Annotated in this window: 26 protein-coding genes, 1 tRNA gene and 1 riboswitch; of the genes, 15 read left to right on the top strand and 12 right to left on the bottom strand. The window is 63.3% G+C overall.

The genetic code is table 11. The features are described 5' to 3' along the window. The first annotated feature begins 9 nt into the window (after window positions 1-9). Window positions 10-2,826, top strand: a complete 2,817-nt coding sequence (locus tag M3G19_RS10590; RefSeq protein ID WP_259902605.1) for an FAD-binding and (Fe-S)-binding domain-containing protein — start codon at window positions 10-12, stop codon at window positions 2,824-2,826. On the opposite strand, the gene M3G19_RS10585 is transcribed toward M3G19_RS10590, so the two are convergent. After that, window positions 2,823-4,886 carry a helicase-associated domain-containing protein gene (locus M3G19_RS10585; RefSeq protein WP_259902604.1) on the bottom strand — a complete coding sequence of 688 codons (2,064 nt, stop codon included), beginning with the start codon at window positions 4,884-4,886 and terminating at the stop codon, window positions 2,823-2,825. The genes M3G19_RS10590 and M3G19_RS10585 overlap by 4 nt on opposite strands. Window positions 4,887-4,939: 53 nt before the next feature. Here M3G19_RS10585 and M3G19_RS10580 point away from each other — a divergent pair, with 53 nt between their 5' ends. Then, window positions 4,940-5,140: a hypothetical protein gene (locus M3G19_RS10580; protein ID WP_259902603.1), complete on the top strand. Its 201-nt coding sequence runs from the start codon at window positions 4,940-4,942 to the stop codon at window positions 5,138-5,140. Between the two features lie 177 nt (window positions 5,141-5,317). Next, window positions 5,318-6,745 (top strand): YeeE/YedE thiosulfate transporter family protein, encoded by a 1,428-nt coding sequence (locus tag M3G19_RS10575; protein WP_259902602.1) that lies wholly within the window; start codon window positions 5,318-5,320, stop codon window positions 6,743-6,745. Between the two features lie 77 nt (window positions 6,746-6,822). Here M3G19_RS10575 and M3G19_RS10570 read toward each other — a convergent pair whose 3' ends face one another. After that, entirely contained in the window at window positions 6,823-7,539 is a 717-nt protein-coding gene (locus M3G19_RS10570; RefSeq protein ID WP_259902601.1) for a resuscitation-promoting factor Rpf1 domain-containing protein, read from the bottom strand. Window positions 7,540-7,549: 10 nt separating this feature from the next. Continuing rightward, window positions 7,550-7,741: riboswitch (cyclic di-AMP (ydaO/yuaA leader) on the bottom strand. 301 nt (window positions 7,742-8,042) lie between these two features. On the opposite strand from M3G19_RS10570, the gene M3G19_RS10565 reads away from it, so the two are divergent. Then, the gene (locus M3G19_RS10565) at window positions 8,043-8,426 is read left to right on the top strand and encodes a cold-shock protein (protein WP_210575652.1); all 384 of its coding nucleotides are present in this window, start codon (window positions 8,043-8,045) and stop codon (window positions 8,424-8,426) included. A 24-nt stretch (window positions 8,427-8,450) separates the two neighbouring features. On the opposite strand, the gene M3G19_RS10560 is transcribed toward M3G19_RS10565, so the two are convergent. Continuing rightward, a complete protein-coding gene (locus tag M3G19_RS10560) occupies window positions 8,451-8,996 on the bottom strand; it encodes a DUF2771 domain-containing protein (protein WP_259902600.1) in 546 nt (181 codons plus the stop codon). 36 nt (window positions 8,997-9,032) lie between these two features. Further along, complete coding sequence (locus M3G19_RS10555; protein ID WP_259902599.1) at window positions 9,033-9,857, bottom strand: glutaminyl-peptide cyclotransferase; 825 nt, start codon at window positions 9,855-9,857, stop codon at window positions 9,033-9,035. A gap of 39 nt (window positions 9,858-9,896) precedes the next feature. Here M3G19_RS10555 and M3G19_RS10550 point away from each other — a divergent pair, with 39 nt between their 5' ends. The 3 genes from M3G19_RS10550 to M3G19_RS10540 all read left to right on the top strand — a co-directional run bounded on the left by M3G19_RS10550 (window position 9,897) and on the right by M3G19_RS10540 (window position 13,055). After that, the gene (locus M3G19_RS10550; RefSeq protein ID WP_259902598.1) at window positions 9,897-10,622 is read left to right on the top strand and encodes a DUF3027 domain-containing protein; all 726 of its coding nucleotides are present in this window, start codon (window positions 9,897-9,899) and stop codon (window positions 10,620-10,622) included. A gap of 136 nt (window positions 10,623-10,758) precedes the next feature. Further along, window positions 10,759-12,213, top strand: coding sequence for an NCS2 family permease (locus tag M3G19_RS10545; RefSeq protein WP_259902614.1), 1,455 nt, complete (start codon window positions 10,759-10,761; stop codon window positions 12,211-12,213). 5 nt (window positions 12,214-12,218) lie between these two features. Next, window positions 12,219-13,055: an RNA methyltransferase gene (locus M3G19_RS10540; RefSeq protein ID WP_259902597.1), complete on the top strand. Its 837-nt coding sequence runs from the start codon at window positions 12,219-12,221 to the stop codon at window positions 13,053-13,055. Here M3G19_RS10540 and M3G19_RS10535 read toward each other — a convergent pair. From M3G19_RS10535 to serC, 3 genes are all read right to left on the bottom strand, one after another. Beyond that, window positions 13,040-13,891, bottom strand: a complete 852-nt coding sequence (locus M3G19_RS10535; protein WP_259902596.1) for a DUF6928 family protein — start codon at window positions 13,889-13,891, stop codon at window positions 13,040-13,042. The genes M3G19_RS10540 and M3G19_RS10535 overlap by 16 nt on opposite strands. A gap of 19 nt (window positions 13,892-13,910) precedes the next feature. Then, complete coding sequence (gene sepH / locus M3G19_RS10530; RefSeq protein WP_259902595.1) at window positions 13,911-14,990, bottom strand: septation protein SepH; 1,080 nt, start codon at window positions 14,988-14,990, stop codon at window positions 13,911-13,913. Between the two features lie 65 nt (window positions 14,991-15,055). Beyond that, the gene (gene serC / locus M3G19_RS10525; protein WP_259902594.1) at window positions 15,056-16,186 is read right to left on the bottom strand and encodes a phosphoserine transaminase; all 1,131 of its coding nucleotides are present in this window, start codon (window positions 16,184-16,186) and stop codon (window positions 15,056-15,058) included. 276 nt (window positions 16,187-16,462) lie between these two features. Between serC and M3G19_RS10520 the strand changes: the two genes are divergently transcribed. From M3G19_RS10520 to M3G19_RS10510, 3 genes are all read left to right on the top strand, one after another. Then, window positions 16,463-17,758 carry a citrate synthase gene (locus tag M3G19_RS10520; RefSeq protein ID WP_210575627.1) on the top strand — a complete coding sequence of 432 codons (1,296 nt, stop codon included), beginning with the start codon at window positions 16,463-16,465 and terminating at the stop codon, window positions 17,756-17,758. Between the two features lie 168 nt (window positions 17,759-17,926). Then, window positions 17,927-18,286: an FKBP-type peptidyl-prolyl cis-trans isomerase gene (locus M3G19_RS10515; protein WP_259902593.1), complete on the top strand. Its 360-nt coding sequence runs from the start codon at window positions 17,927-17,929 to the stop codon at window positions 18,284-18,286. Continuing rightward, entirely contained in the window at window positions 18,287-19,123 is an 837-nt protein-coding gene (locus M3G19_RS10510; RefSeq protein WP_259902592.1) for an aldo/keto reductase, read from the top strand. A gap of 46 nt (window positions 19,124-19,169) precedes the next feature. Here the strand turns inward: M3G19_RS10510 and M3G19_RS10505 are convergent, their stop codons facing one another. Next, window positions 19,170-20,144: a DUF1906 domain-containing protein gene (locus M3G19_RS10505; protein ID WP_259902591.1), complete on the bottom strand. Its 975-nt coding sequence runs from the start codon at window positions 20,142-20,144 to the stop codon at window positions 19,170-19,172. 122 nt (window positions 20,145-20,266) lie between these two features. Here M3G19_RS10505 and M3G19_RS10500 point away from each other — a divergent pair, with 122 nt between their 5' ends. From M3G19_RS10500 to panC, 3 genes are read left to right on the top strand one after another with little or no spacing between them, the layout of a single operon-like run. Beyond that, window positions 20,267-20,704, top strand: coding sequence for a hypothetical protein (locus tag M3G19_RS10500; RefSeq protein ID WP_259902590.1), 438 nt, complete (start codon window positions 20,267-20,269; stop codon window positions 20,702-20,704). Continuing rightward, entirely contained in the window at window positions 20,701-21,030 is a 330-nt protein-coding gene (locus M3G19_RS10495; protein ID WP_259902589.1) for a transcriptional regulator, read from the top strand. The genes M3G19_RS10500 and M3G19_RS10495 overlap by 4 nt, the downstream gene beginning before the upstream one ends. Next, the gene (gene panC, locus M3G19_RS10490) at window positions 21,005-21,811 is read left to right on the top strand and encodes a pantoate--beta-alanine ligase (protein ID WP_259902588.1); all 807 of its coding nucleotides are present in this window, start codon (window positions 21,005-21,007) and stop codon (window positions 21,809-21,811) included. Before M3G19_RS10495 ends, panC begins: the two co-directional genes overlap by 26 nt. Window positions 21,812-21,814: 3 nt before the next feature. Here panC and panB read toward each other — a convergent pair whose 3' ends face one another. From panB to M3G19_RS10470, 4 genes are read right to left on the bottom strand one after another with little or no spacing between them, the layout of a single operon-like run. Beyond that, window positions 21,815-22,633 carry a 3-methyl-2-oxobutanoate hydroxymethyltransferase gene (panB, locus tag M3G19_RS10485; RefSeq protein ID WP_259902587.1) on the bottom strand — a complete coding sequence of 273 codons (819 nt, stop codon included), beginning with the start codon at window positions 22,631-22,633 and terminating at the stop codon, window positions 21,815-21,817. Between the two features lie 9 nt (window positions 22,634-22,642). Continuing rightward, window positions 22,643-23,509, bottom strand: coding sequence for an ABC transporter ATP-binding protein (locus M3G19_RS10480; RefSeq protein ID WP_259902586.1), 867 nt, complete (start codon window positions 23,507-23,509; stop codon window positions 22,643-22,645). A 6-nt stretch (window positions 23,510-23,515) separates the two neighbouring features. Then, complete coding sequence (locus tag M3G19_RS10475) at window positions 23,516-24,601, bottom strand: iron ABC transporter permease (RefSeq protein WP_259902585.1); 1,086 nt, start codon at window positions 24,599-24,601, stop codon at window positions 23,516-23,518. Window positions 24,602-24,620: 19 nt separating this feature from the next. After that, window positions 24,621-25,811, bottom strand: coding sequence for an ABC transporter substrate-binding protein (locus M3G19_RS10470; RefSeq protein WP_259902584.1), 1,191 nt, complete (start codon window positions 25,809-25,811; stop codon window positions 24,621-24,623). A gap of 154 nt (window positions 25,812-25,965) precedes the next feature. Here M3G19_RS10470 and M3G19_RS10465 point away from each other — a divergent pair, with 154 nt between their 5' ends. Beyond that, window positions 25,966-26,751: a hypothetical protein gene (locus M3G19_RS10465; protein WP_259902583.1), complete on the top strand. Its 786-nt coding sequence runs from the start codon at window positions 25,966-25,968 to the stop codon at window positions 26,749-26,751. Between the two features lie 79 nt (window positions 26,752-26,830). Further along, window positions 26,831-26,906, top strand: a tRNA-Arg gene (locus tag M3G19_RS10460). The last annotated feature ends 1 nt before the right edge of the window (window position 26,907 follow it).

Here is a 26,907-nt window from a genome sequence, read left to right as displayed (position 1 = left end):
CATGAGACTATGACTGCAACAATCACATCCCCTGCTGCGCATCTGGTCCGCGAATTGGGTTCCGACCAGACGATTTCCACCCGCCAGATCGATCGCATCAAATACGCGCACGATGCATCGCACTTCCTCTACACCCCGCAGGTGGTCGCGGAAGCGCGTAACGCGAAGGATGTCGCCGCGGCCTTCCGGGCGTCGATTTCTTCCGGCGCCCCGGTCGTGCTGCGCGCGGGCGGCACGTCGCTGTCCGGGCAGGCTGGGGGCGGTGGCATGCTTGTCGACGTCCGCAAGCACTTCCGCGGTGTCGAGGTTCTCGATGCCGGTAAACGCGTGCGCGTCCAACCCGGCTCGACGGTGCGGCAGGTCAACGCGCACCTCGCACCCTACGGCCGGAAACTCGGTCCCGATCCGGCGTCAGAAGGTGCGGCGACCTTGGGCGGCGTGATCTCCAACAACTCCTCCGGCATGGCGTGCGGCACGCAGTACAACACCTACAACACCCTTGAATCCCTGACATTCGTGCTGCCGTCCGGCACTGTCATCGATACCGCGCATGCGGATGCGGAGGCGCAATTTGCGCGGGAGGAACCGGAGCTCGTCGAAAAGCTCGAGCAATTGAAGCGTCGTGTGCGCGGCAACGCTGAATCCGTGAAGAAGATCGAGCAGCACTTCGCGCTGAAGAACACGATGGGCTATTCGCTCAACGCGTTTTTGGACTACGAGTCCCCGCTGGAGATTTTCATGCACCTGCTGGTCGCCTCCGAGGGCACGTTGGCGTTCATCGCTGAGGCGGTGCTGCGCACGGTAGAGGCGCCCAAGCTGAAGACCACGACGATCGCGGTGTACCCAACGATCGACGCGGCGAGGCGCTCGCTGCCCGCGCTGTTCGACTCTAAGGCGGCCACGCTCGAGCTGATGGATTCGCGCTCCATCGCTGTCGGGCGCGGTTTTGACTCGGTGCCGGAGCAGATCACCGGCTTCGAGCTGGACCAGCACGCGGCGCTGCTCATCGAGTACCACGCGAACGAGGAAGAGCAGTTGCGCGAGTACGAGCGTGCCGGCGCGAAGCTCTTGGGCGAGCTGGATCTGGCCACGCCTGCGGAATTCTCCACCGACCCGAAGCAAGCGGCCAAGGCGTGGGCCTTCCGCAAGGGCCTCTACGCCCAAGTCGCGGAGGCGCGCCCGTCCGGCACGACGGCACTGCTCGAGGACATCGCGGTGCCCGTCGAGGATCTGGCCGACACCTGCGGCGGGCTGCAGGGGCTGTTTGACGAATACTCCTACGACGATGCCGTCATCTTCGGTCATGCCAAGGACGGCAATATCCACTTCCTCATCACCGACCGTTTCGAGGGCGACGAGAACTTGGGCCGCTACGACGGTTTCAACGAGGCGATGGTGGATCTCGTGCTCGGCGCCGGCGGCAACCTCAAGGCTGAGCACGGCACCGGACGCGTCATGGCGCCGTATGTGCGCCGCCAGTACGGTGACGAGCTCTACGAGGTCATGGTGGAGCTCAAGCGCGCCGCCGACCCGCGCGGCGTGATGAACCCGGGTGTGATCATCACTGATGACGAGCGCGAGCACATGAAGAATTTCAAGCTCAACCCGCAGGTCGAAGACGAGATCGACTCGTGCGTGGAATGCGGCTACTGCGAACCGGTGTGCCCCTCGCGTGATCTCACCATGACTCCGCGCCAGCGCATCGTGGTCCGCCGCGCCCGCGCCAAGGCGAACCAGGAAGGCAATACTGAGCTGGTCAAGCACATTGACGCCGAATACCAGTACGAGGGCATCGATACCTGCGCCGTCGACTCTATGTGCGTGACTGCGTGCCCGGTGGGCATCGACACCGGCAAGTTCATCAAGTCCCTGCGCCGCGGCCAGGCCGGCGCGGTCGAATCGGCTGGTTGGGCGGCCGCCGCGAAGGCATGGGGACCGGGCAATAAACTCGCCTCCACCGCACTGACCGGCGCGCATTACCTGCCCGCATCGCTGGTGGAGAAGGTCACTGATGTCGCCCGCGCGCTCGTCGGCGAGGACACCGTGCCGTCGTACCGCCCGGAGCTGACCAAGGGAGGTACTTCCCGTTCCAAGGCCTTCGGCACGCGCATCGGCGACCCGACCGCCGAACCCGTCGGCGTGTTCGTTCCTGCCTGCGTGAACTCCATGTTCGGTCCGCAGGGCGAGGGCATTGGCGCATCCGCCGCATTCGCGAAACTGGTTGAGCGCGCCGGGCTCTCCCTCGTCGTGCCCGACGGCATCGACGGGATGTGCTGCGGCACCCCGTGGGCGTCGAAAGGCATGGCGACCGGCCACGACATCATGCAGCGCCGCGTCAACGACGAGCTCATCGCCGCTACCGACGGCAGCCGTCTGCCAGTCATCGTCGATGCCACCAGCTGCACCCACGGCTTCCAGGACATGGCTGAGACCATCGGCATCACCGTCATCGATGCAGTTGCATTCGTGCGCGACAAGGTGGTGGACAAGCTCACGGTGAGCAAGAAGGTCGATTCGATCACGCTTCACCCGACGTGCTCCGCGACGCACCTTTCGCTTATCGACGACCTCTCCCAAGTCGCCGCTGCCGCCGCTGACAAGGTCAACGTGCCGCCGGAGTGGAACTGCTGCGGCTACGCCGGCGACCGCGGCATGTTGCACCCAGAGCTCACTCACGCTGCCACCAAGCGCGAGGCGGAGGAAGTCGCCGAATTCGACTCCCAATGCCACGCGTCTTCCAACCGCACCTGCGAGCTGGGACTGACTGCCGCAACCGGCAAGGACTACGAGCACGTGCTGGAGGTGCTCGAGCGGGTGAGCCGCTAGGCCATCACGACTTTGGTGATGCGCGGCAAAGCGATGCGCACCACCGAGTCGGTGGCCGGAACATGCGCGTCGACCTGCCCGGCAGATACCGACAAAGGCAGGGCGGTGAGTGTCTTCCCGCGGCCGTTCTTATCCACGTAGCCCAGCGTGACCTGGCGCTTGCCGCGCGCGGCGGCGCGCAGTGTCTCGATGGTGTCCCCGGCGGCCGGCGGCGCGGGCTCCGCGCTGGTGCTCTCCGAGCGCAGGCGCGCGATAATCTGTTCGGCCTGCTCGTCGGTCACCGCGGTCGGGCGCGGTAGGTGAGAAGGAGTGGCGGGAACAAACGCAGGCTCGGGCGCCATGTTGAGCTGCGCACCTGACTCGTCTTCGGCGGTCGGCTGCAGGCCTGCCTTGCGCAGGGCATCCATGAGTTTCGGCAGCGGGAGCTGCGAGACACCGACGGTCGGCGCGAGCGGGCGGATGATTCCGCTGAGTTTTTCAGCCGCCGTCGTGATGAGCGCAGGGTCCGCGCTGCGGATATAGCTCATCGCAGACCCAGCCCGGATGGAACCGTGGGTGCGGGCGGTGTCGTCGATGAGGAATGCAATGCCCTGGGGAACCTCGCCCATCACATGGTCATTCAGCCAGGCATGGATCTCCTCCGCTGTGAGTCCCGCATCGAGGCCGCGGCGCACGGACGCGTCGGAAATGCGCCACACGCTGGCCACGCCGGGAGATTCGAGGTCCGCGATGCGTTCGAGGAATGCGCCCATTTCCGGTTCGAGTGGGCCAGGTGCGAGCACCGTCATGTCGGCCTGTGCGATGAGAGTGTCTACCGGGGCGGGCACGAGTTCGCGGGTCGCGGCAGCGATATCGGCGCCGTCGAGAAGCGCCGCCAGCGGTGTCGATGCTGCAGGAGTCGAATCGAGCGCGCCCACGAAGCGGGCTTCGTGGGTAGTGGTGTTGATGAAGGACGGCGGCAGCTGCGAGGCTGGCAGGGGAGCGAAATAGAAGAGACGCTCGGTGTCGCCGTGATGGCGTAGGATCGTCAGGCGCGCCCCGCGGGCATCGGGGGAGTGCATGTCCGGGGAGAGGAGTTTTTCTTCCTTGTCCGTCCGCCACGGGGAGGCGGCCCATCCGGCGAGCAGGATCGCCCATTGGTCGGACAGGGTTGCGTCCAGCCATGTGAGGGCGTCCTTCGTGGCGGCGAGGACATCGGTGTCCTCCACATTGCCGCGGCCGATCAGTCCCGCGGACTCGCCGATCGTGATCAGTAACGCCGGGTCGAAGCCGAGCTCTTTGCGTAAGTTCGCTCGGGCGCGTACTCCCACGCTGCCGTCCTTGTTCAGTGCGACGGGCTCCGATAACAACGAAGTGATCAACTGACGGAGCTGCCGGACAGCATCCAGCCCCTGCGTCGCGGCGGCGGTGTCCACTGTGTCCTGATCGATCTCCGGTACAGGTGGCTCTGACATCGGGAACGTCCGGGCCGGGTGGCCGCGAAGCACGTCGCGGACGGGGCGGGGGAGGCGGACCGTATTGGAGTCGACGCGGACGAGCAGACCTTTCGCGATGAGCGTGGCGATGGGCGTATCCGGGGCCGCATCTGGTGCAGCAGCCTTCGTGGTGCCCACACCGCCATTGGTGGCGAGTGTTTCCAGCACCTTGCGTTCGGGGGAGGAGTTATCTGCCATGAGCTCATCGAGCTTCTCCGGCACCGGATCGGTCACGCGCCAGCCGGCGGGGACAGCGCTGAGTACCCCCGGCGCGATGCGGAGCTCATCGTCGTCGCCGAAGACGAGCGCGTGGGTGCGAAGGTTGTCGAGCTTCCCCTCACCGGCATGCGCGGTGGCGTCACATGGGTTGAATTCCGCCCCGGCATCAGCGAGACGTTCGAGAAGTGCCAGGTCGGGGGCGGTGAGGCGTCGTAAAGCTCGTGCAATAGACCCGGGAAGCGCAAGGCGCGTAGCGAGCGAGGCGACCTGTGGAGGCGCAGGAAAGAACGCGTCGGGGCGCGCGTCGATGAGGCGGCGCAGCGCGGCGTCGTCGAGTGCGGTGAGCGAACGGGTGAAGGAATTCATTGCGGGGGTGAGTTTACGTGCGTTTTGGGCGCTGACGTGAAAGAATAGGCCTTATGGCTAAAGACCTCGAGAACATCACCCAGATCAACCCGGCGTGGCCTGCGCACACCCCGGGTAATGGCCACCCGGTGACGGAGATTTCCTCCAAGCTCACGGGTGCGAACAGCCCCTTCGGCAATGACACGGTCCTGCCCCGTCCGTGGGAGGAGACCGGCTACGTGCACAACACGCTGCGCATCAACACCTCGCAGTAATTAGCTGTAGCTTTTCGCCGCGTAACGCTTCGATGTTGAGGCGTTGCGCGGTTTTATTTTGCCCATATGAATAGACCGATCAGTTTGTTTCATGTGAATTCTATATATACTAACTGGTTCATAGATTGTAGACTCCCCAGTGTTTTTAATGGCTTAATTGAAGCACTGGAGGTTCCCATGATTCTGACCGGCTTGGCGGTCGGCGCGGCGCTCGGCATCGTCATGCAGCGCGGCCGATTCTGCGTGACGGGCATGCTGCGCGATGTCTTCCTGCAAAAGCAGGGCCGCGGTCTCGTCGCGTTCTTCATCGTTATCGCTGTCCACGCGATCGGCCTCGCGGCGCTCACATCGCTGGGCGTCATTTCGCCGGAGTACCGCACCTTCGCGCCGCTCGCTGTGGCGCTCGGCGGCTTCATCTTCGGGTTGGCGATCATTCTCGCCGGCGGCTGCGCATCGGGCACCTGGTACCGTTCCGGCGAAGGTCTGGTCGGCTCGTGGTTCGCGTTGTTGTTTTACGGCCTGTCCGCCGCCGCGATGAAGAGCGGCTTCCTGTCGGGCTTCAATGACAAGCTGAAGGAATGGGACACCGGGTGGACGACACTGCCGCAGACCCTAGGGGTGTCAGCCTGGTGGTTTGCGATCCCGTTCGCGCTCGCGACCGCTTTCATTGCGCAGCGCTACCTTGCCCGTGATGCCGCAAAGCCGAAGGTGACTCTGGAGCAGCCGTGGTACCGCAAGCCGCTGCACCCGTATACCGCTGGTGCTGTCGTCGGTCTACTCGGCGTACTCGCTTGGCCGCTGTCTGCGGCGACCGGCCGCAACGACGGCCTGGGCATCACCACTCCGTCGGCTCACCTGATGAGCTACATCACCACCGGTGAAGGGAGATTCCTCAACTGGGGCACCCTGCTGGTCCTGGGCATCCTTGTCGGCTCCTACATCGCCGCGAAGGTCGCCGGCGAATTCCGCATCCGCGTTCCGGACGGCCGCACGTCCGTCCGCGCGATTATCGGTGGTATCGGCATGGGTGTCGGCGCATCCCTGGCCGGTGGCTGCACCGTCGGCAACGGAATGGTGCAGACCTCCCTGTTCAGCTACCAGGGCTGGGTCGCAATGGCGTTCATCGCTCTCGGCGTCTTCGTCGGTGCGAAGCTGTGGCTGAAGCCGTCCGGGGTGAAGCAGGGTGCTGCCAAGGGGGCAGGCGGTGTGTACACCACCGATGAATCCATTAGCGAACCGCAACTCGCGGGCGTTGAGCCCCGCCAGTCCGAGGTTGAGGAGGCGCCGAAATTCAATATCGTCTCCGCGTCCAGCGGCGTCGGTCTGAAGACGAAGCCGAAACAGGACACCACGGCGCGTCCGCTGGGGGAGGGCCGCTACATCCTCGACACCCTCGGCGATGTCTGCCCGTTCCCGCTCATCGAGGCAAAGCAGGCGATGTCGGAGCTCAACTCCGGCGAAGAGCTCATCATCGACTTCGACTGCACCCAGGCAACTGAATCCATCCCGCAGTGGGCCGCCGACAACGGCCATGGCGTGAAGGACTTCGTGCAGAACCAGAATGCCGGTTGGCAGATCTCCGTGGTGAAAGACGCCGCGGAATAAGGCTGATTCTGCATAGAAAAAGAGCGCTCGCCCCAAAGCGGGGCGGGCGCTCTTTAGCGTCGGCGCGCTAAATCTGATTAGCGGGCGGCGTACTGCTGCTGCAGGCCGGAGACGTAGTCGTTGAAGTTGGCCTGGGCCGCGGAAGCGATGCCCTGGGTGTCGCCAGCGAGAACAGCGTCGATCAGGGTCTTGTTAGCCAGGTAGAACGCGTTGTAGTCGTTGCGGTTGGCCTTGTAGGTTGCGGTGACGCGCGCCGGGACGGCGATGCCACGGTTGTTCAGCTCGCGGGTGATGGAGGTGTACACCGCGTCGACCTCGAGCTCGGTGCTCTTCTTAGCGGCCGGCTTCGGGGCAGGCTTCGGCTTCGGAGCAGCAGCCGGCTTCGGAGCGGGCTTCGGTGCCGGCTTGTTAGCGGAGACGTTGCGCGGGGTCGGAGCGGAACGCAGGCCCAGGCGAGCGGAGCATGCCGGCCATGCGCCCCAGCCCTGGCCGGCGAGGGTGCGCTCAGCGACAGCGATCTGCTGCTCGCGGGTTGCCTGGTGCGGCAGGGCAGCGAACTCGCCGCCGCCGTAAGCACGCCAGGTGCCTGCGTTGAACTGCAGGCCGCCGTAGTAGCCGTTGCCGGTGTTGATGTGCCAGTTGCCGCCAGCCTCGCACTGTGCGAGACGGTCCCAGTCGGAATCCGGGGCAGCGGAAGCGATCGGGCTGATCAGGGCGGTGGTGGCCAGGGCAGCGGTAGCGCCAGCGACGGCCTTGGTGGTCAGGTTACGGTTCTGCTTGCTGTGACGTCCCATGTTGGGCTGTTTCCTCTCTTGTTGTACGTCTGCGAGGTGAGCTGTCGGGTTCAGGCTGAGGTCTTTCGCACACCTGGCCGCATCGTCGGCGGCTTCACCCCAAGCGGATTTCTTCCGCGGTGCACGCGCGTTCTTCGTGCGGTGCTGGGTGGGTCCCCCGCTTTTGTCCTATGTACTTGTGTACTTTCATCGGTTTTCATGCCGGCCGGACAAAACTGAACGTGGCTGGCAGCGTTAAAGGTCACGCCCGTCTAGGGGCATGGCAAGAACTGTAACCGTTTATAACGATTGAGTCACGTTCTCGGCACGATTTGTGATGCATGTGAACAGTGTGACTCGCAGGATCTGTAGCTTGGGGGCCTTCACCTGCAAAAAAGGTGTTTTCGTGACGTACCGCACAATCGTTACCATTGGCGTGTCGCCGATCGGGCGACTAGGCGGTTGGGGGCCGTCGCGCTACACTGAACTCTTTGAATTCTTTCGATTATCGGTGGTGATCGCGCATGCCAGTAGGAAAAGTGAAGTGGTTCGATGCCGAGAAGGGCTTCGGCTTCGCTTCTAACCCAGGGGACGAGGACGTCTACGTGGGCAAGAACGTGCTGCCCGACGGCGTCGACGAGCTCTTCCCGGGACAGCGAATCGAATTCGATTTCGCCGCAGGACGTCGCGGGCCGCAGGCGCTGCGCGTGAAGGTGCTCGACGAGCCGCGCCGCCGCCCGGTGCACCGCCGCAAGCCGGAGGAACTGGGCAGCATGCTTGCAGATGTGATGTCCATGCTTGAGACTCAGGTGCAGCCGGCGCTCGACGCAGGCCGCTACCCGGAGCGTAAGGAGTCCCGCCAGATCGCGGAAATTCTCCGCGCAGTGGCCAAGGAGCTCGACGCCTAAGCGCGGAGCTTTAAAACCCGCCCCTTATTCAGCCTCCGTCGTGAACGCCCATGTGGCCATGACGGGGGTTTCTTCGCCTTTATCGTCTGCGCCGATGAGCAGGGCAGAGACTTCCATGACGACGAGATTGGTGTCGTTGCCGTCATGCTGGGTGGTCACGGGAATATCCACTTCGGTGGCTTCGCCTGGTGTGAAGGTGCGCTCAGTATTCGCGGCCGGGTCGTCGTAAATGCTGAGCACCGTCCATTGCTGCTGAGAGACTTCGTCGGGCACGGTGAGACGGATATTTTCAGCGCCCTCGGCGTTGATTCGGGTGACCTCGCCTTCCGGGCACTCGGCGCCGAATTCGCAGACGCTGAACGGGGTGGAGGAGACCTCCTGCTCGTTATCGGAGCCGTCAGCTGTGGCCGCGACCTCGAGCTCAGCTGGTGGGGTGGCGGGGCGGTTCTCCTGCCAGTTCAGGAAAAAATAGAGGCCAGCGACAATGGCGATCACCGCGACAGTGATTGCTGTGACCGTCCACGCGGGAGTCCACGTGGTCTTCGACGTTCCTGCCTTGCTTTCGACCATGACTAAGCAGTCTAACCGGCAGGTGGGCAAGCGCCCCTATTTCGGTTCGAAGGTGACCCGGTACATGTCAGGCCAGCGTTTGCCCGTGAGGAAGAACTCATTGTCGCTGTCTGGGATATGGGCGATCCCGTTCAACACATGGTTCGGGTCGGGGGAGGCGTTGTTTGGGACGCCGGAGGCGTCGATAAGCGCCTCGACCTTTCCTGTCTTCGCGTCGATGCGCACGATGTCCGTCGTGGTGAAAATATTGGCGTAAATATCGTCGCCGACGCATTCGAGCTCGTTGATGCCCTCGAGCGGCTGACCGTCGCGGGTGACGGTGAAGCGTTCGCGCTCGGTGAGCGTGTCCGGATCCATGCGCCGCAATTCGGCCGTTCCGTCAGAGAAGATCACCTCCCCTGCGTCCTGGCGGTGGCACAGGCCCCACCCTTCGCCCTCGAAGGAGGTGCGCTCGAGCTCGTCGAGTGTCTCTGCGTCGCGCTTGATCGCGGTGTTGCTCTGCCAGGTCAATTGCCACAAGTGGTCGCCGACGCGCGTGATGCCTTCGCCGAAGAATTCCGGTGCGAGATCCTGGCTGGCTAGCTCTTTGCCCTCCGTTGTGGTGCGGTAGATGCGCGATTCGCCGTTCATGCCGGTGGCGACGTACAGCGTGCCGTCGGGCGCGACTTCGAGGCCTTGGGTGAAGCTTGAGTCGTCGAAGGGGAGCGTCTCGTTGATGGAGACGGTGAGCATCTCCGTGCCTTCCGCTTCCTTCTGTACAGCCGTCGAGCTGCCCTCGGCGCTGCACCCGACGAGAAGGGCGACCGCGGACACGGCGGAGATGGACGACAGCAACGCGGCGGCGTGGGGGAATTGGACCATAGAGTCTATCTTGCAACAGTGTCAGCCATAATGGGGTGCGTGCCCCGGAGAAGAAACGACAAGAAAGCAGGACCGCTGCTCGGCGACAAAGCGGTGACGACCGCGCGTGATGCGTTGCTCGAGCTCGACCAAGGCGCAGTCGGCGACCACATCGGTGTTGTCGGACTGAGCGCGAATGTAGCCACCCACCGCTTCGAGGCGGACGTGCCTGGCTATTCGGGATGGGAATGGAATGCGGTCCTCGCATGCGCGACTGGCTCCGACTACATCACTGTCAACGAGGTCGCGCTCGTGCCTGCGCCGTCGGGCGATGCGTTGCAGGCCCCGGACTGGGTGCCGTACACCGAGCGTCTTCGCCCCGGCGACCTCGGCCCGGGCGATCTCATGGAGCCGGCTCCGGACGACGAGCGCCTGACCGACGACTCCTTCTCCAAAGACGCAGTGGTCTTCATTGGCCGGGAGACGAAGCAGTACCTGACCACCACGGGGTTGAAGGCGGCGAAGCAGCGGTGGCGGCGCGGCGAATTCGGGCCCAATTCGGACCATGCCTCCCAGGCGGCGCTGCAGTGCAAGACCTGCGCGTTCTATATCCCGGCGGCGGAACCAGTGGGCAAGAATTTCGGCATCTGCGCCAATGAATACTCCGCGGACGGCCACGTTGTTTCCGCAGTATACGGCTGCGGAGCCCACTCCGAGACCAAGGTCGACAGCGAGGACGTCACGCCGAGTAGCGCGCTTTTCGACGACGAAAAACCCCTGTATTAATTCCAGTTCTGCCTGATTCCCCGTCCGCGCCATTTTGATTTTCGTGCTGTGAGTGGGACGCTATTGCCGTTATTGACATGCAAACGTCAGGGGAATCACAGTGAGTGACACCACGAATCCGTCCGGCTCCACAAAAGTGACCGAGACACCCAATGAGGCGGGGGAGATTTCCGGCCTCGACCGTTTCTTCCACATTTCTGAGCGCGGCTCCTCAGTGGGCCGCGAGGTGCGCGCCGGCGTGGTCACGTTCTTCGCCATGGCGTACATCGTCCTGCTCAACCCGCTGATCCTGGGCACGAGTGAGGATTCCGCCGGCACCGTGCTGGGCATCCCGCAGGTCGCTGCCGCAACGGCATTGGTGGCCGGTGTGATGTGTATCTTGTTCGGCGCCATCGCCAATTACCCGTTCGGCATCGCCGCCGGCTTGGGCCTTAACACGCTCGTCGCCGTCACGCTGGTGGGCATGGAGGGACTCACCTGGGCGCAGGCGATGGGCCTGGTGGTCGTCGACGGCATCATCATCGTGTTGCTGGCCATCTCCGGCTTCCGCACTGCCGTCTTCCGCGCGATCCCGCCGTCGATGAAGGCCGCGATCAGCGTGGGCATCGGCATGTTCATCTCCCTGATCGGCTTCGTCGACGCCGGCTTCGTCCGCCGCATCCCTGACGCGGCGATGACCACGGTCCCAGTCCAGCTGGGCATCAACGGCTCCATCGCGTCGTGGCCCACGCTCGTGTTCATTCTCGGTCTGTTCATCTGTGGCTTCATGGTTTCCCGCCAGATCCCGGGCGGCCTGTTCATCGGCATCGTGATCAACACGATCATCGCCCTGATTGTGGAAGCTGTCACCGGCGCCGGCTCCGCGGCCGATAACGGTCCGACCGGCTGGAACCTGGCAGTGCCGACCCTTCCGGACTCCTTCGGCGGCATCCCGGACCTCTCCATCGTCGGTGCAGTCGACATTGTCGGCGCCTTCACCAATATCGGTGTCGTCACCGCATCCCTGCTGGTGTTCACCCTGGTGCTGGCCAACTTTTTCGACGCCATGGGCACGATGACCGCGCTCGGCCGCCAGGCAGACCTCGTCGACGAGAAGGGCGAGCTGCCGGACATGAAAAAGGCGCTCGTCGTCGAGGGCCTCGGCGCTGTCGTCGGCGGCGCGGGCTCCGCGTCGTCCGCCACGGTCTTCGTCGACTCGTCTGCGGGCATCGCCGACGGCGCGCGTACCGGCCTGGCCAATATCGTCACCGGCCTGCTCTTCATCGCCGCGATGTTTTTCACCCCGCTCTACGAGATCGTGCCGATCGAGGCCGCCGCGCCGGTGCTGGTCATCGTTGGTGCCCTCATGATGATGCAGGTCAGCGAGATCGACTGGACTAAGTTCCACATCGCTCTGCCGTCCTTCCTCACCATCGTGGCTATGCCGTTCACGTACTCCATCGCCGACGGCATCGGCATCGGCTTCATCACCTTCGCACTGTTCTCTGTCTTCGCCGGCAAGGCGAAGGACGTGCACTGGTTGATGTGGCTGATCTCCGCGCTCTTCGTGGTGTTCTTCGCCATGGACCCGATCATGTCTGCCATTTCCTAACCGCCATGATTCACATCACCGATCCTGCCGATCCGCGTCTCGACGATGTCCGTGACCTCAAAACCATGGACAACGCGAAAGGCCTCGTCTTCGGGGAGGGACCGCTCGTCGGCGGGCGCGTGATCGATTCGCGCTACCCGCTGCGCTGCGTCGTCGGCTTTGAGAAAAAGCTCAACACATTCCTCGCCCAGCGCGAGGAAGAAGGCTTGCCGCCTATCGACGTCCCCGTCTACGTGGTCACCCGCGAGCTGCTCGCCGAGGTCGCTGGGTACGACATGCACCGCGGAATCATCGCGGTGGCGGACCGCGCGCCGGAACGCGACGTCGATAAGCTCCTTGATTCACGCACCCTTGTCGTGCTCGAAGGCGTCGGTGATCACGAGAATATCGGCGCGATCTTCCGCAATGCCGCAGGAATGGGCGTCGACGGCGTGCTGCTCGGCGCCGGCACGGCAGATCCGCTGTACCGCCGCAGCGTGCGCGTGTCTATGGGGCATGTGCTGCGCCTGCCGTTCGCGCACCTCGAGGGCACGGTGACCACCTGGCAGCGCTCGCTTGAGCAACTGCGCGAAGCGGGCTTCCGCCTAGTGTCGCTCACGCCCGACGACAAGGCCGAGCATCTCGCCAACGCGCTTATCGACGACACCGGCGCCCCCTATGAGAAAGTCGCCCTCCTCGTCGGCGGCGAGGGCCCCGGACTGACGGAGCACGCCATGCGTGCCACCGATATCCGCGCCCGCATCCCCATGGCGAACGGCACGGATTCGCTGAATGTGGCCACCTCCGCCGCAATCGCGTTCTACGAGCGCGACCGGTCGTTGAGCTTTCAGCGGTCCGAGTGACGGATCCGTTCCACCACGGCGTCCTTGAAGTCGCGCCAGCGGCGCTTCATGCCTCGTCCAATACGGCGGGCTGCCGCGGCTGAGGCATCGGCGAACTGAGCGAATTCGCCACCTTGCTCGTCGTCGGCGGTTTCCTCATAATCGTCGTAGTCCGCGCTCGGGCTCGAGAATTTCGCGGCGACTTCCGCGACATTTTTGGTCTCCGGTTTGCGAGGCTCCACCTTCGGTTCTGGGCGACCGTCGACGGCATAGCCCACCACATTGATATCGGGGCCGTCCGGGGAGACATCGACTCCGAGCCACGCGGTCTCCGCGGCGTGCATGAGATCCACTGGCTCGAAAGGCAGCGAAATACCGCCGATTTGTTCAGCACGCTCGCCCGCCCAATAGGGTGCCTCGAAAGGCTCAGGCAGGCCGAGATCCTCCATCAAAGCGGTGCGCGTGGCGCACAGACTGCGGGAGACCTCCTCACCGTGGAAGTGCGCGAAGCCGCCGAAACCAGCACCCTCGCCGGTGCCCTCAGCGAAGACGAACACATCATCCGCGGGGACTGCAGCGAGCAGGTCAGGGGAGATGTCCGAGAGCTTTCCGCAGTCCTCCACGAAAGTCTGCAGCACAGCCACGCCCGGATAACCGGCGATATAGAACTCTGCCTTTGATGGTTTCGTAGAGCGGTTCAACGGGAACTGCCCGATCGGCGTGATCGGCCACCGGGGATTGAGCTGGGACAAGAGTTTGCGGCCGAAGCCACGGTCGGCTTTCGGCTCCGCCTCGAGCACCGCCGCAGGGTTGGCGGTGCCGACGTACCAGAATGTCACCACTGCGGGATAGCTCATTGCGCGTTCCTACCCAGCTCTACTTCGGCCGCTTGGTGTTGGTGCGCACGCCCAAGAGCACGTCTTCCCAATGCGGGGTGACAGCCTTGCGGCGGCGCTTCTGCGGTTTCTCCTCCGGCTCCGGATTCTGGAGGAAATCACCTTCCGCGAACTCATTCGGCTGGGTCTGGGTGACGGACAGGTTCTCTTCTTCGTGCGGGATATTGTCCTGAGGGTACGCCTCGTCTTCCACGTACTCCGGCTCCGGCTCGTATGCCGTGTGCGCGGACAGGGAGCGTACCGGCTGGGCAAACGAGGGGTCGATGAGATCCGCTGCGACCGGGTCACGCGGCTCGGTGGTGGCGGGGCTGCCCATGGAGCGACGGAAGAACCATTCCGCGCTGTGCTCCTGCAAGCCGGCCTTCCACGTCACGCGCACGACCCACGGTTCGCCTGCTTCGCGCACGGCATCCCAGTGGGCCTCGGACAGGACATGGCCGCGCGCCGCGAAAGCGAGGGCGAGGACTTCGAAGAGCGTGTCCGGGGCAGTGCCGTCATCACGGACTGGGTGGGACTGTTTCGCGGCTTCCGCGACCTGCGCGCGCTCCAGCAGGACCGGGTGCGCGTACGGTTCGATGCGGCTTTCAGCCACGCCCATCTCCTCGGCCAGTGCGGCCGCGTCCGCGCCCGCACGGATGCGGGCCTGAATCTCATTCGGACGCATAGACAGGGGAGTGGCGAACAACGGATCCGGCTCGACCGGGGTGCGCACCGGCTCTGCGGGTTCTGCAGGCTCTGCGGGTTCCGTAGGCTCTGCTGGCTCTTCGGCTACTTCGGTCGTGTCGATCGTGTCGGGCGCTTCCGGTTCGTCGTCGCTGGAATAGACGGTGAAGGTGGGGCGCGACGGTTCGTCGACAAGCTCGGCATCGACGAGCTCGTACTCTTCGGCGGAATTATCGAAGGCGTCGGTGTAATCGCGCTCGGCGTCGAACAGGACGGGATCCGGCTCGCCGACCTCGCGGAGATCGGCGCGGGGGATGCGGAATCGCTCGCCGTCCTCGGTGCGCAGCACCCAGACGGTATCCGTCGATTCTTCTGCAACTACAAAGAGCTCGCGCATCCACAACTCCTTACACCGGTGTCATTCACTGACACACTTTAACCGATGAAAGGCCCTGAACCCGGTTACTTCGCGCCGACGCCCTGGCCGAGCATGAAGTCGATCGCGCCCGTCAGCTTGGTCACGTCCTCGGTGTCGATCGCCGGGAACATTCCGATGCGCAGCTGGTTGCGGCCCAGCTTGCGGTACGGCTCGGTGTCGATGATGCCGTTCGCGCGCAGTGCTTTGGCCAGCTCAGCTGCATCGATGGAATCGTCGAAATCGATGGTGCCCACGACGTACGAGCGCTTCTCGGCATCGGCGACGAATGGGGTCGCGTGCTCGTGGTTTTCCGCCCAGGAGTACAGGGCCTCGGAATTCGCGCGGGTGCGCTTGACCATGCCGTCCAGGCCGCCGTTGTCGTTCATCCACTTCACCTGGTCGGCGAGCATGAGCAGGGTGCCCACGGCCGGGGTGTTGTAGGTCTGGTTCTTGCGGGAATTGTCCACCGCCGTCTGCAGGTCCAAAAATGCCGGGATGAAGCGGCCGGACTCCTTGATCTTGGCGATGCGCTCGATCGCCGCGGGGCTCATCGCTGCCAACCACAGGCCGCCATCGGAGGCGAAGGACTTCTGCGGGGAGAAGTAATACGCATCAGTCTGGGAGATATCGACGGGCAGGCCGCCGGCGCCTGACGTTGCGTCGATAAGCACGAGCGCGTCGGTGTCCGGGCGGGTGACGGGCACCATCGTGCCTGTCGACGTCTCATTGTGCGCCCATGCCACGACGTCCGCATCAGTGCCGTCCAGTTCGCCAGGCTCCGGTGCGGTGCCCGCCTCGGACTCAACGATGGCCGGGTCCTCGAGCCACGGTGCCTGCTTGGATGCCTTAGCGAACTTGGAGGAGAACTCGCCGTAGGTGAGGTGCGCAGACTTGTTCTCGATCATGCCGAAAGTCGCCGCATCCCAGAACGCAGTCGCGCCACCCAGCGAAAGCACGATTTCGTAGCCATCCGGCAGGGAGAACAGCTCAGCCAGACCTTCACGGACATGGCCGACCAGGTTCTTGACCTCCGGTTGGCGGTGGGAGGTGCCCATCACCGCGGCTGCACCCTTGCTGAGCGCCTCGATCTGGGCCGGGCGCACCTTCGACGGGCCACAACCGAAGCGGCCGTCGCTGGGAGCGAACTCTGCGGGAAGTGCTGGGTAGTCGGTCATGGATGCCCCTTAACTATCGCTTTAAATCTTCTATTCCGTTCACAATAACTGAAACGGCACTCCCGTCAGGTGGAATTATGCGGCCGGATTGGCGGAGGGCTTTAGCTGTGGCAAGTCGTGTGCGGACAAAACAGTGTCGCGGTAATCACATCTGCTGATAGAGTTGTCTCATGTCAATTTCGGTGCATGCTTATGTGTGCAGCCTTCTTCCGCTTTATACGGAGATAGCGCTGTAGCCGGGCACGCACCGCCCAACGACTCTGCGAAAGGTTCACTGTGGCTTCTGAGAATCAGGACAAAGCGGTACTGCATTACCCCGGCGGCGAGTACGAGATGGACTTCATCCGTGCCTCCGAGGGCAACGACGGCTTCGTCCTAGGCAACCTCCTAGGCGAGACCGGCCTAGTCACCTTCGATCCGGGGTATGTCTCCACCGGTTCGACTGAGTCCAAGATCACCTATATCGACGGTGACGCAGGCATTCTGCGCTACCGCGGCTACGACATCGCCGACCTGGCGAACAAGGCCACCTTCAACGAGGTCTCCTACCTGCTCATCAACGGTGAGCTGCCGAAGGCGGACGAGCTGGAGAAGTTCAACTCCGAGATCCGCCACCACACCCTGCTGGACGAGGACTTCAAGGCCGCTTTCAACGTCTTCCCGCGCGATGCGCACCCGATGGCAGTGCTCGCTTCCTCGGTGAACATCCTCTCCGCCTACTACCAGGACCAGCTGGACCCGCTGAACGAAGAGCAGCTGGATAAGGCCACCGTGCGCCTGATGGCCAAGGTGCCGATGCTGGCGGCGTACGCCTACCGCGCTTCCCAGGGCAAGCCGTACATGTACCCGAACAACGCTCTGAACCCGCGCGAGAACTTCCTGCGCATGATGTTCGGTTACCCGACCGAGCCGTACGAGGTCGACCCGGTTGTGGTCAAGGCTCTGGACAAGCTGCTCATTCTGCACGCCGACCACGAGCAGAACTGCTCCACCTCCACGGTCCGCATGATCGGTTCTGCGCAGGCGAATATGTTCGTCTCCATCGCCGGCGGCATCAACGCACTGGCAGGTCCGCTGCACGGCGGTGCGAACCAGGCAGTGCTGGAGATGCTCGAGGACATCCAGAACAACAACGGCGGCGACGCGTCCGACTTCATGAACCGCGTGAAGAACAAGGAAAAGGGCGTTCGCCTGATGGGCTTCGGCCACCGCGTGTACAAGAACTACGACCCGCGCGCCGCGATCGTCAAGGAGTCCGCTCACGAGGTGCTGCAGCACTTGGGCGGCGACAGCCTGCTCGACCTGGCGATGGAGCTCGAGGAGATCGCCCTCAACGACGACTACTTCATCGAGCGCAAGCTGTACCCGAACGTGGACTTCTACACCGGCCTGATCTACCGCGCGATGGGCTTCCCGACGGACTTCTTCACCGTCTTGTTCGCCATCGGCCGCCTGCCGGGCTGGATCGCTCACTACCGCGAGCAGCTCGCGATGAACTCCAAGATCAACCGTCCGCGCCAGATTTACACCGGCGAGACGCAGCGCGAGTTCGTTCCGCGCGACCAGCGCTAACACGCTTTCAAGGCGGTGCGAAACTCGCCGCCTGCGCCCCAATGCGATTCCGCTGATTGAAGAAACCGGGCCTATAATGGGCCGGTAGTCTTTTCGGCGGGGTCGCATTTTCGTATGGAAGCCCAGCGCAGCCATGCGTGCAGCCCCGAATGTCAAGGAGAATCTTTTATGGACAAGCCGACCATCAACGTCTCGAATGAGCCGGCTCCGACTGACCTCGTGATCGAAGACATCGTCATCGGTGAGGGTGAGGAAGCACAAGCCGGCGGCATGGTCAAGGTCCACTACTTGGGCTGGTTTTACCAGACCGGCAAAAAATTCGACAGCACCTGGGACCGCGGCGGAGCAGCAGAATTCCCGCTCGCTGGCCTCATCGAAGGCTGGCAGGACGGCATCCCGGGCATGAAGGTCGGCGGCCGCCGCCAGCTGACCATTCCGCCGGAGAAGGGCTACGGCCCGGCAGGTGACATTCACCCGCTGTCCGGCCACACTCTCGTGTACGTCATCGACCTGCTCGATGTGAACTAAATGGCAGCCGCTGAGTTCTTTGAGCTGAACAGCGGTGCCTCCATGCCGCGGCTGGGGCTGGGCACGTACAAGCTCGACGGCCCCGCATCCGATACGGTCGCGCTCATCCGCCGGGCGATCGAGCTCGGTTACCGCCACTTCGACACAGCTTCCTTGTACGGCAACGAGGAAGCTGTGGGGCAAGCGCTTATCGACGCTATCCGCGCCGGCGACGTCACCCGCGAGGAACTCTTCGTCACCTCGAAGGTTTGGAACGACGATCAGCCCCGCGCGGCTGAGGCCTTCGGCGAATCCCTCAAGCGCCTGGGTCTCGACTATCTGGATCTGTTCATGGTGCACTGGCCGTGGCCGCAAAACGGCACATTTGTCGACGCCTACCGCGCGCTGATCGATGTCCGCGACCGCGGCGACCTCGTCTCCGCCGGTGTGGCGAGTTTCTACGAAGAGACCCTCGACGAGATCATCGATGCCACCGGCACCGCCCCTGCGGTCAACCAGGTGGAGCTCCATACCGGCTTCACGCAGCCCGAGCTGCGGGAGTACCACGCGAAGCACAGCATCCTCACCGAGGCCTGGGCTCCGCTGGGCAGGGGAGAGATCCTCAACGACCCCGCCATCACCGAGATCGCCGAGGCCCACGACGCCACCCCGGGCCAGATCGCACTGGCACACCTGCTGGCCCACGGCATCTCCGTCATCCCGAAGACGGCCAACCCGGAGCGTCTGGCGGAGAACTACGGCGCCCTTTCCGTCGCGCTCAGCGATCACGAGGTCGCCCGCCTCGGCCGCGTTCAGGGGCACCGCCAGTCCAAGGATCCGCGGCAATTCCCGGGTTAGGCATTCGCAGACAGCTGGGGTTAGCTTTGGCCTATGCCATTACTGACTACTTGATGAACTGCCGCGCGAATGCCGCGGCGTTCTTGAGGTCCTCCGGCTTGATATTGCGGGCGAAATTCTGCGCCTCCGAGGACATGCCCTGCGGAGTGGGGTTGGAGGAGAAGTCCGGCACCGAGGAGTTCTCCGGGATCCGGTAAGCGGGTGCAGGTCCAGGTGCCGGCTGAGGCTGCGGCTTCGCTGGCGCTGCCGGTGCTGGGGCAGGGGCACTGGCTCGGCCGGGCTGCCACTGGCCCCAATCGGTGGTGTAGACGTTGTTGATATCGCACAGGTGGCCCTCGATGTGCTTCTGCCACTTGGCTTTCTGGTGGATATTCGCGCGCGGGTGGAGCTTTCCACCGGAGCCCCAGTCGTGCTGCCAGAAGTAGGAGCCAATGCCATCCTCCACGCACCACTGGATGACGTTGTAGTTGCCGTACACGCCGGTCTTCAAACCGGCCGCAGACAATGCGGCCTGGAACGCGCGCAGGTACGGGCGGATCTGGTTGGTGTACTGCGTGCGCGTGGGGTTGTCGTCGATGGCGACGTAGATCGGTTTGCCGTTCGGGCCGCCGGCCGCACGGTGGAGTTGGATCGCCTGTGGGGCATGGATCGCGGCGCCGGCGGCACCCATCAGCCAGTCGGCGGTCTGGGCGCGGCCGAACTGGTAGACGGAGGCGGTGAACAGCCCATTGGCGGCGAAATCCCGGGTCTCAGCGATGCGCACCGGCTTTGCCTTCATCCAGCTCACGGAGTCGGGTCGTGGCTGGGAGACGTAGCGGACGGCACCCATGTGGCCAGCGGCCTTGATGGCGCGGCCGGACGGGATTCCGGCGGCGTAGTCGAGGACGGTGCCGATGGGTTGACGGTTCTGGGCGTCAGCGGACGGGATGCGGGAGACTCCGGCGGCGCCGGCGACGCCGAGGACGGCAAGGGCGGAGGCTCGGCTCAGGAAGCGGCGGCGGGAGAAATCGTTAGTAGTCACAAGCGAAACATTAGCAACATGAATAACAAGTGGCGAGCGCAAACGTTCGAGTCTCGATTTTCCACTTGTTTTCTCGATTGGAAAGTGTCATGCTTTCTCATGTGGAAAACAAGGGAGATGCAATGAATGTGACAGAGGTGAATGAACCGCTCGCGGCCGTCCGCGATATTGAGGCGCGCGCCGCGCAGGTGCCTGTCCCGTGGGGCATGGTGACTGCCGTGGGGCTGACCTTCGGTCTTGGTGTAGGCATCATGATGGCCGGATACGTATGGGGACTGCTTGTCATTCTCGTTTCGCTGGTTCTCATGATTGTGCTTGAGTCTGGCAGTAAGCGGACTGTCCGCACCGCGATGAAGCAGGACGTGCAGCACGAAGAGAATTCGTGGAGCTGGAAGCGGTTCCTGTCGTTCATGGTGCTCTACACGATCGCGTATATCGGAATGCAGGTCTACGCCGACCACTACCCGGACGGGAACACAACGGTCGGCATCGTCGTGGGAATCATTGCCGCCGCAGCGATGACCGCGGGCTACGGCCTGTCGTGGAGGAAGTACCATTGATCGACCCAGTCATTCATCCCCTCAACCGCCTGAAGATCTGTGCGGCGCTGCGCGCTGGCGGTGCGACGGAAGGCACGACGCGCCGCGAAATGAAGTTCTCGCGGCTGCGGGATATCACTGATCTGTCGGATGCAACCCTGTCCAAGCAACTCGGCGTCTTAGAGGAGCACGGCTACGTCTCCAGGTTCCGCGAATACGGGTCAACTCGTGCGAAAGACACGGTGTGGGTCACACTCACCAAGGCAGGGGAGAAGGCCCTCGAAGGCCATCTCGATGCGCTGAACCGATACGCTGAGCCGCATGACGAAACTGACCAAGACTCCTGAGGAGCTTCAGAAGGCGCTTGATTGCGCAGGCGCGAGCGGCGCCGTCTCGCTCGTCCCCACGATGGGCGCTCTTCATAGCGGCCATATCTCCCTTGTCCGCGAGGCTCAGAAGCTAGGCAATCCGGTGGTGGTGAGCATCTTCGTCAACCCTCTGCAGTTCGCGCCGGGGGAGGACCTCGACGCCTACCCGCGCACGCTCGAGGAAGACATCGCGAAGCTCGAGGCCGAGGGCGTCGAAGCGGTTTTCGCGCCGAGCGTATCGACGATGTACCCTCACGGCCCCCGCACCACGATCCACCCGGGGCCGCTCGGATCGGTGCTCGAAGGAACAACCCGCCCGACCCACTTCGCGGGTGTGCTCACCGTGGTGGCCAAGCTGTTCTGCCTCACCGGCGCCACCGACGCTTTCTTCGGCGAGAAGGACTACCAGCAGCTGGCTCTCATCCGTCAGATGGTCGAGGACCTGCACCTGCCGGTGCGTGTACACGGCTGCCCGATTATTCGCGAGGACAGCGGCCTCGCCTTGTCGTCGCGCAACCGCTACCTGAGCGATGAGGAGCGCCGCACTGCGCTGACGTTGTCCCGCGCTTTGGCGACGGGCAGCTATGACGAAGCCCTGGCGGTTCTCGAGTCCGCCGAGGGTATCGAGCTCGACTACCTTGCCGCGACCACGCCGGAGCTCGAAGAGCTTCCGGAGGGCTACACCGGCCCCGCGCGTCTGCTGGTCGCCGCGAAGGTGGGGCAGACCCGCCTGATCGACAACGTCGAAATTCAGGTCTAAGCGCTAGAATGTGTGCTCGGCCGCGGGGAATTCGCCCTCATGGACGGCGCGCTTGTAATCGGCGGCAGCTGCGCCGAGTGCCTCGCCGACCGCACCGAATTGGCGCACGAAACGCGCGCGGTGGCCGCCTGCCGGGAAATCGGCCAGATCGTGCCAGACCAGCACTTGCGCATCCGTGTCCGGGCCAGCGCCGATGCCGATGGTGGGAACAGGGCAATTGGCGGTGATCTCTTTGGCCAGCTGGGCCGGGACCATCTCGAAAACGACCATGTCCGCGCCAGCTTCGACGACTGCGTTGGTGTCGGCCCACAGCTGGTCGGCGCTGTCATCGCGGCCTTGGACCTTGAAGCCGCTCAAGTTGTCCACGGACTGCGGGGTGAAGCCCACATGGGCGCACACTGCGAGCCCGGCGTCTTTGAGCGCCTTGATGCGCGGGGCGATGCGGACCCCGCCTTCGAGCTTCACCATGTGGGCGCCGCTGCGGCGGATCATCTCCGTGGCGGTGCGCACACACTGCTCGTCGGAGGCCTCGTAGCTGCCGAAGGGGAGATCAGCCACGACGAGGGCATTGCCAGCACCGCGGACGACTGCGGCGGCGAGATAGGTCATCTCCTCGGCGGAGACCTGGTTGGTCGTCTCATAGCCGTAGACCACATTGGCGGCGGAGTCACCGACGAGCATGCACTCGATGCCCGCCTCGGCGAAGACGCGGGCGGTGGAATAGTCGTAAGCGGTGAGCATCGCCCACTTCTCGCCGTCGCGTTTTTTCTGCTTCAGGTCCGCGACCCGAACTTTCTTGGTGGGGGCCAGGTATCCAGTCATGCAGACAGTCTAGGCACGCGCCGAGGTGACGGCGTTGATAACGTCGGGATCTGCATTCTCGACATCGACCGCGACCGGGTCCATCGGACCCGCGTCTGTCGGAGTCTCGTGGCGGGGGAGACGCAGCACCGGGCACACGATCGGCACGCCAGCGTCGTTGATGATGCGCGCGGAAATGCCGTAGACGCGCTCGAGCAAATCCGGGGTCAATACTTCAGCCGGAGTGCCCTTGGCAATCGCTTGGCCATCCTTGATCACCAATAGCTCGTCGCAGAAACGGGCAGCCAAGTTCAGATCGTGCAGGGCGACGAGGGCCTGACGGTCGTCGCCGCGGACCTCGTCCTGGATGATCTGCAGCAGTTCCACCTGGTGGCGCAGATCGAGGGCGGAGGTGGGTTCGTCGAGAAGCATGATGCGCGGGGAGCGCACGAGCATCTGCGCGACGGCCACGAGCTGACGTTGGCCACCGGACATAGCTGAAATCATGCGGTCCGACAGCTTCGTGATGCCCAGGCGGTGCATGACCTCGGCGGTCGTCTGCAGTGCGTTGCCGTTGCCCTCGCCGCGGCGGCGCGCGGAGACCATGACGGATTCGAATGCGGTGAGCGTTGCGCGCGAGAGCATGTCCTGCGGCACATAGCCGACGGCTTGGACGCGTTCCTTGGCGCTCAGCGTACGGCCGTCGACGACGATGTCCGCGCTTCCCTCGGAGGGCTTATTGATACCGGCGAGGGTTTTCACGAGCGTCGATTTGCCGGCGCCGTTCGGGCCGATGAGGCCGGTGATCTTGCCGTCCTCGAGCGGGCCGAAGGTCATGTCGTCGATGATCGTCGTCCGGCCGTACCGCACGGTGAGATTCTTTGCGCTGATGGCCATGGGGGCTTAAGCACTCCTTCCACGCGAGCGGGTGAAGATGAGGAACACGAAGAACGGTACGCCGACAAGGGCGGTGATGATACCGAGGGGGATAGCCACACCGGGGATGATTGACAAGGACACGGCGTACGCGAGGCTCATGAGCATTGCGCCGGCAGCAGCTGCGCCCGGGAGGAAGAATTTCTGGTCCTCGCCAACGATCATGCGCGCAATGTGTGGGCCGACCAAGCCGATGAAGCCGATGATGCCAGTGAAGGCAACAGACGCGGCCGCCAAAAGTGATGCGACCAACAAGGTGGTCACGCGCAGGCGTTGGACGTTGATGCCCATCGCGGCGGCGCGGTCGTCGCCGAGGCGCAGAGCAGTGAGGCGCCACGAATTGACGGCGCAGAAGGGGATCGCCAGTGCTAGGACAACTGCGATCACGATATTCGCGGTCCAGGACGCGCGCTGCATGGAGCCCATCGTCCAGAACACGATCTGCTGCAGTGCCTCATTGGAAGCCACATACTGCAGCAAGGAGAGCACTGCCTGGAAGAAGAAGGACAGGGCGATGCCGAGCAGGATCATCGATTCCGCGCTCGCACCGCGCCAGATCGCCGCGCCCGCGATGATCAGCACCGCGAACAGGGCAGACAGCGCCGCGGTGAGCGCGAGGTTGAGTTGCGCATTCAGGATGAGCGTCCAGCCCATCACGATGGACACCGCCGCGCCGAGAGCAGCCGCGGCTGAGATGCCGAGGGTGAACGGTTCCGCCAGTGGGTTGTCCAAGATCGTCTGCATTTGCGCGCCGGACAGCCCCAATGACGCGCCGACGAGCACCGCCATCACCGCCGCCGGGAGGCGGAGAGTGCGTACAACGGTCTCAGTCTGCTGGTCGACGGAATCGGGGTCGAAGACGGCGCGGAAGACGTCGCTAAGCGAAAGATCGATGGGCCCAACGACCACCGCCACGAGAAAACTGGCGATCGCACCGAGGATAAGAAGAGCAATTGCGATTGCTTTACGACGGCCACGGCGACGGTAGTTTTCAATCGCACGGTCCGGTGAATCCTTCTCGTAGTCGGTGTCGGGCGCTACGCGTGTGGTCATTGAGCTCTTTTCTTATCGCTTATTTTGCTTCGTATCCGTCGAGGAAGAAGGTGCCGCTGTAATCGATCGGCATCCACTCGGCGTGGAAGCTCTCGAAGTCCTTCGCCGGATCCGTGTCCTCGAATTCTTCGGGGTGGAGCCACTTGGCGAATGCCTCGAGAGCGAACACGTTGTACGGGCTGTCGTAGAACTGATGGTAGACGGCGAAGAAATCGCCCTCCTTAGGGGCCGTCAGTTGCTCCACACCCGGGGTCTTGAGCGGACCGCCGAAGGAATCGCGTGCCGCTGCCTCGTCAGCCTGGTACCCCAGCTCGACGTGGCTGAAGGCGTCGGTCTTCTGCGGGTCACGCGCCCACTCACCACCGGAAACGATGAGCTTGTCCGGATTGACCTCCACGAGCTTCTCGACGGTGATCTCTGTTTCGTCGGTGCCGAGAATCTCCGGGCCGATATTATGGCCGCCTGCCGCGTCGACGAGCTTGCCCAGGTTGGCGTCGCCCGCGATGGCGCAGCAATCCTTGAAACCGGCTGCCATCCACACAGCGGTGTTCGGCTTCTCCGTCGTCTTTGCCACGCGGTCGGTGATGTCGGCGACCTTGTCGGACCAGAACTTGTTGTAGCTTTCTGCGCGATCGGACTTGCCGAAGAGATCTCCGAAGAGCTTCATGGACACCTCGGTGTTGTTCAGCGGGTCCTGTCGGAAGTCAGTGAACACGTACTTCAGGCCCACAGCGTCCATATCAGCCAAAAAGCCGTTCTGCTCCGCGACCTTCTTCTGGTCCAGCGTCATGACAACCACATCCGGCTTCTGCGCCAAGAGGTTCTCCACGGTCACATCGCCCTTCTGCAGCGAACCGATCTGTGGCAGGTCCTTGGCCTCCGGGAATTTCTCCAAGACCTTTTCGCGCATCGCCGGCGCCGCCTTTTCGAAGTCATCGCCGTACGCGACGACCTTCTCAAACGGATTGTCCTGCAGGATCGAGGTAGCGAAAATGCCGCGACCTTCGCCGAGCAGAATACGCTCCGGCTGCTTGTCGAAGTCGACGGTGCGTCCCGCCGCGTCGGTGACGGTCAGAACTGCCTCGCCATTTTTCTCGTCCCCATTGGAACCTGCGGCGTCACTGCCGCTCGAGTCGGACGAGCAGCCGGCGAGACCGAGCACTGCGATGAACGAAAACAGCAGCGCTGCGAGTGTGCGTGGAAACTTCACGATCCACCTTTCAAAATAAGTAAGCCTATGCTTAGTTTCAGGTAACCCTTTGAATGGTAAGGCATGCCTAATTAGAAAACAAGATTGTGTCCTAATTCGATTTGTGGGGCGATTTCCTCGGACAATGGGTTTTGGGCGACTAGCATTGGGGGCCATGACGCATAGGACTCTGCCTTTCTCCCGCAGCCTAAAAGCTCTCGGTGCGACTACCGCTATCGCCGTACTCATGACCGTTGCTGGCTGCAGCCCGGATAATCAGTCGGAATCGCCCACGTCCGCGCCGGCGGAAGACAGCTCGGTTTCAACCTCTCGGGCGGAGGATGGGAAAGCAAGGAATGAGGAGGACTCCAAATCCGAGGCCTCCACGAACCTCAACATGTCCCAATTGCTGGAGGGGGTTACGTACAAGGAGCAGCCGGTGGCTGTGCGCACGCCAGCTGAAATCGAAGACTTCGTCCAGATGGAGCGAGATGCGATTGCGGATAATGCCGTCGACAATATGAAGACGGATCCGCCGGAGTGCAAGGAGTTGTCTCGGGCCGCTTATGACAAAGTCGAGCCGGACAAGAAGACGCCTGAATCCTACGCGATGGCCGACTTGGGGATCGATCAGTTCACAATTATGGCGTACCGCGCCGACATTGCGTACGACCCTTTCGCCGCGGATGTCCACGACCCCGAGAACTGCAACGAGTTCACGCAAGAAATGCCCGGGTACTCGCAGCACGTCACTAGGGAGGATCTCCCGTTCGAGGCCGATGCAGACAAAGGGAGCGCAACGTTGCAGACTTCCGCGATAAGCGATGGCACTGTATCCAAGCTGTACAACGTCACGGCAGTGAAGGACGGGAACGTCATCCATGTCGTCATCACCGATGACTCGGAGGAATCCATCCAGGCCGCCAACGAAACGCTTGATCAGATTCTGGAGCGGCTCTAGGACGTCTTCGCCGGGGTACGCGCAGTTCGGGGCGTTTCTTTCATGCCGTGAACGCGGTGCGGTAACGTAACTTCTCGTTGCCCTAGTAGCTCAGTGGATAGAGCACGGCTCTCCTAAAGCCGGTGTCGGAGGTTCGATTCCTCTCTGGGGCGCCAT

Source organism: Corynebacterium sp. p3-SID1194, from assembly GCF_025144155.1.
Taxonomy (GTDB): domain Bacteria; phylum Actinomycetota; class Actinomycetes; order Mycobacteriales; family Mycobacteriaceae; genus Corynebacterium.
The sequence above is the reverse complement of the archived record's forward strand: the minus strand, read 5'-3'. Positions and strand labels throughout refer to the sequence as shown.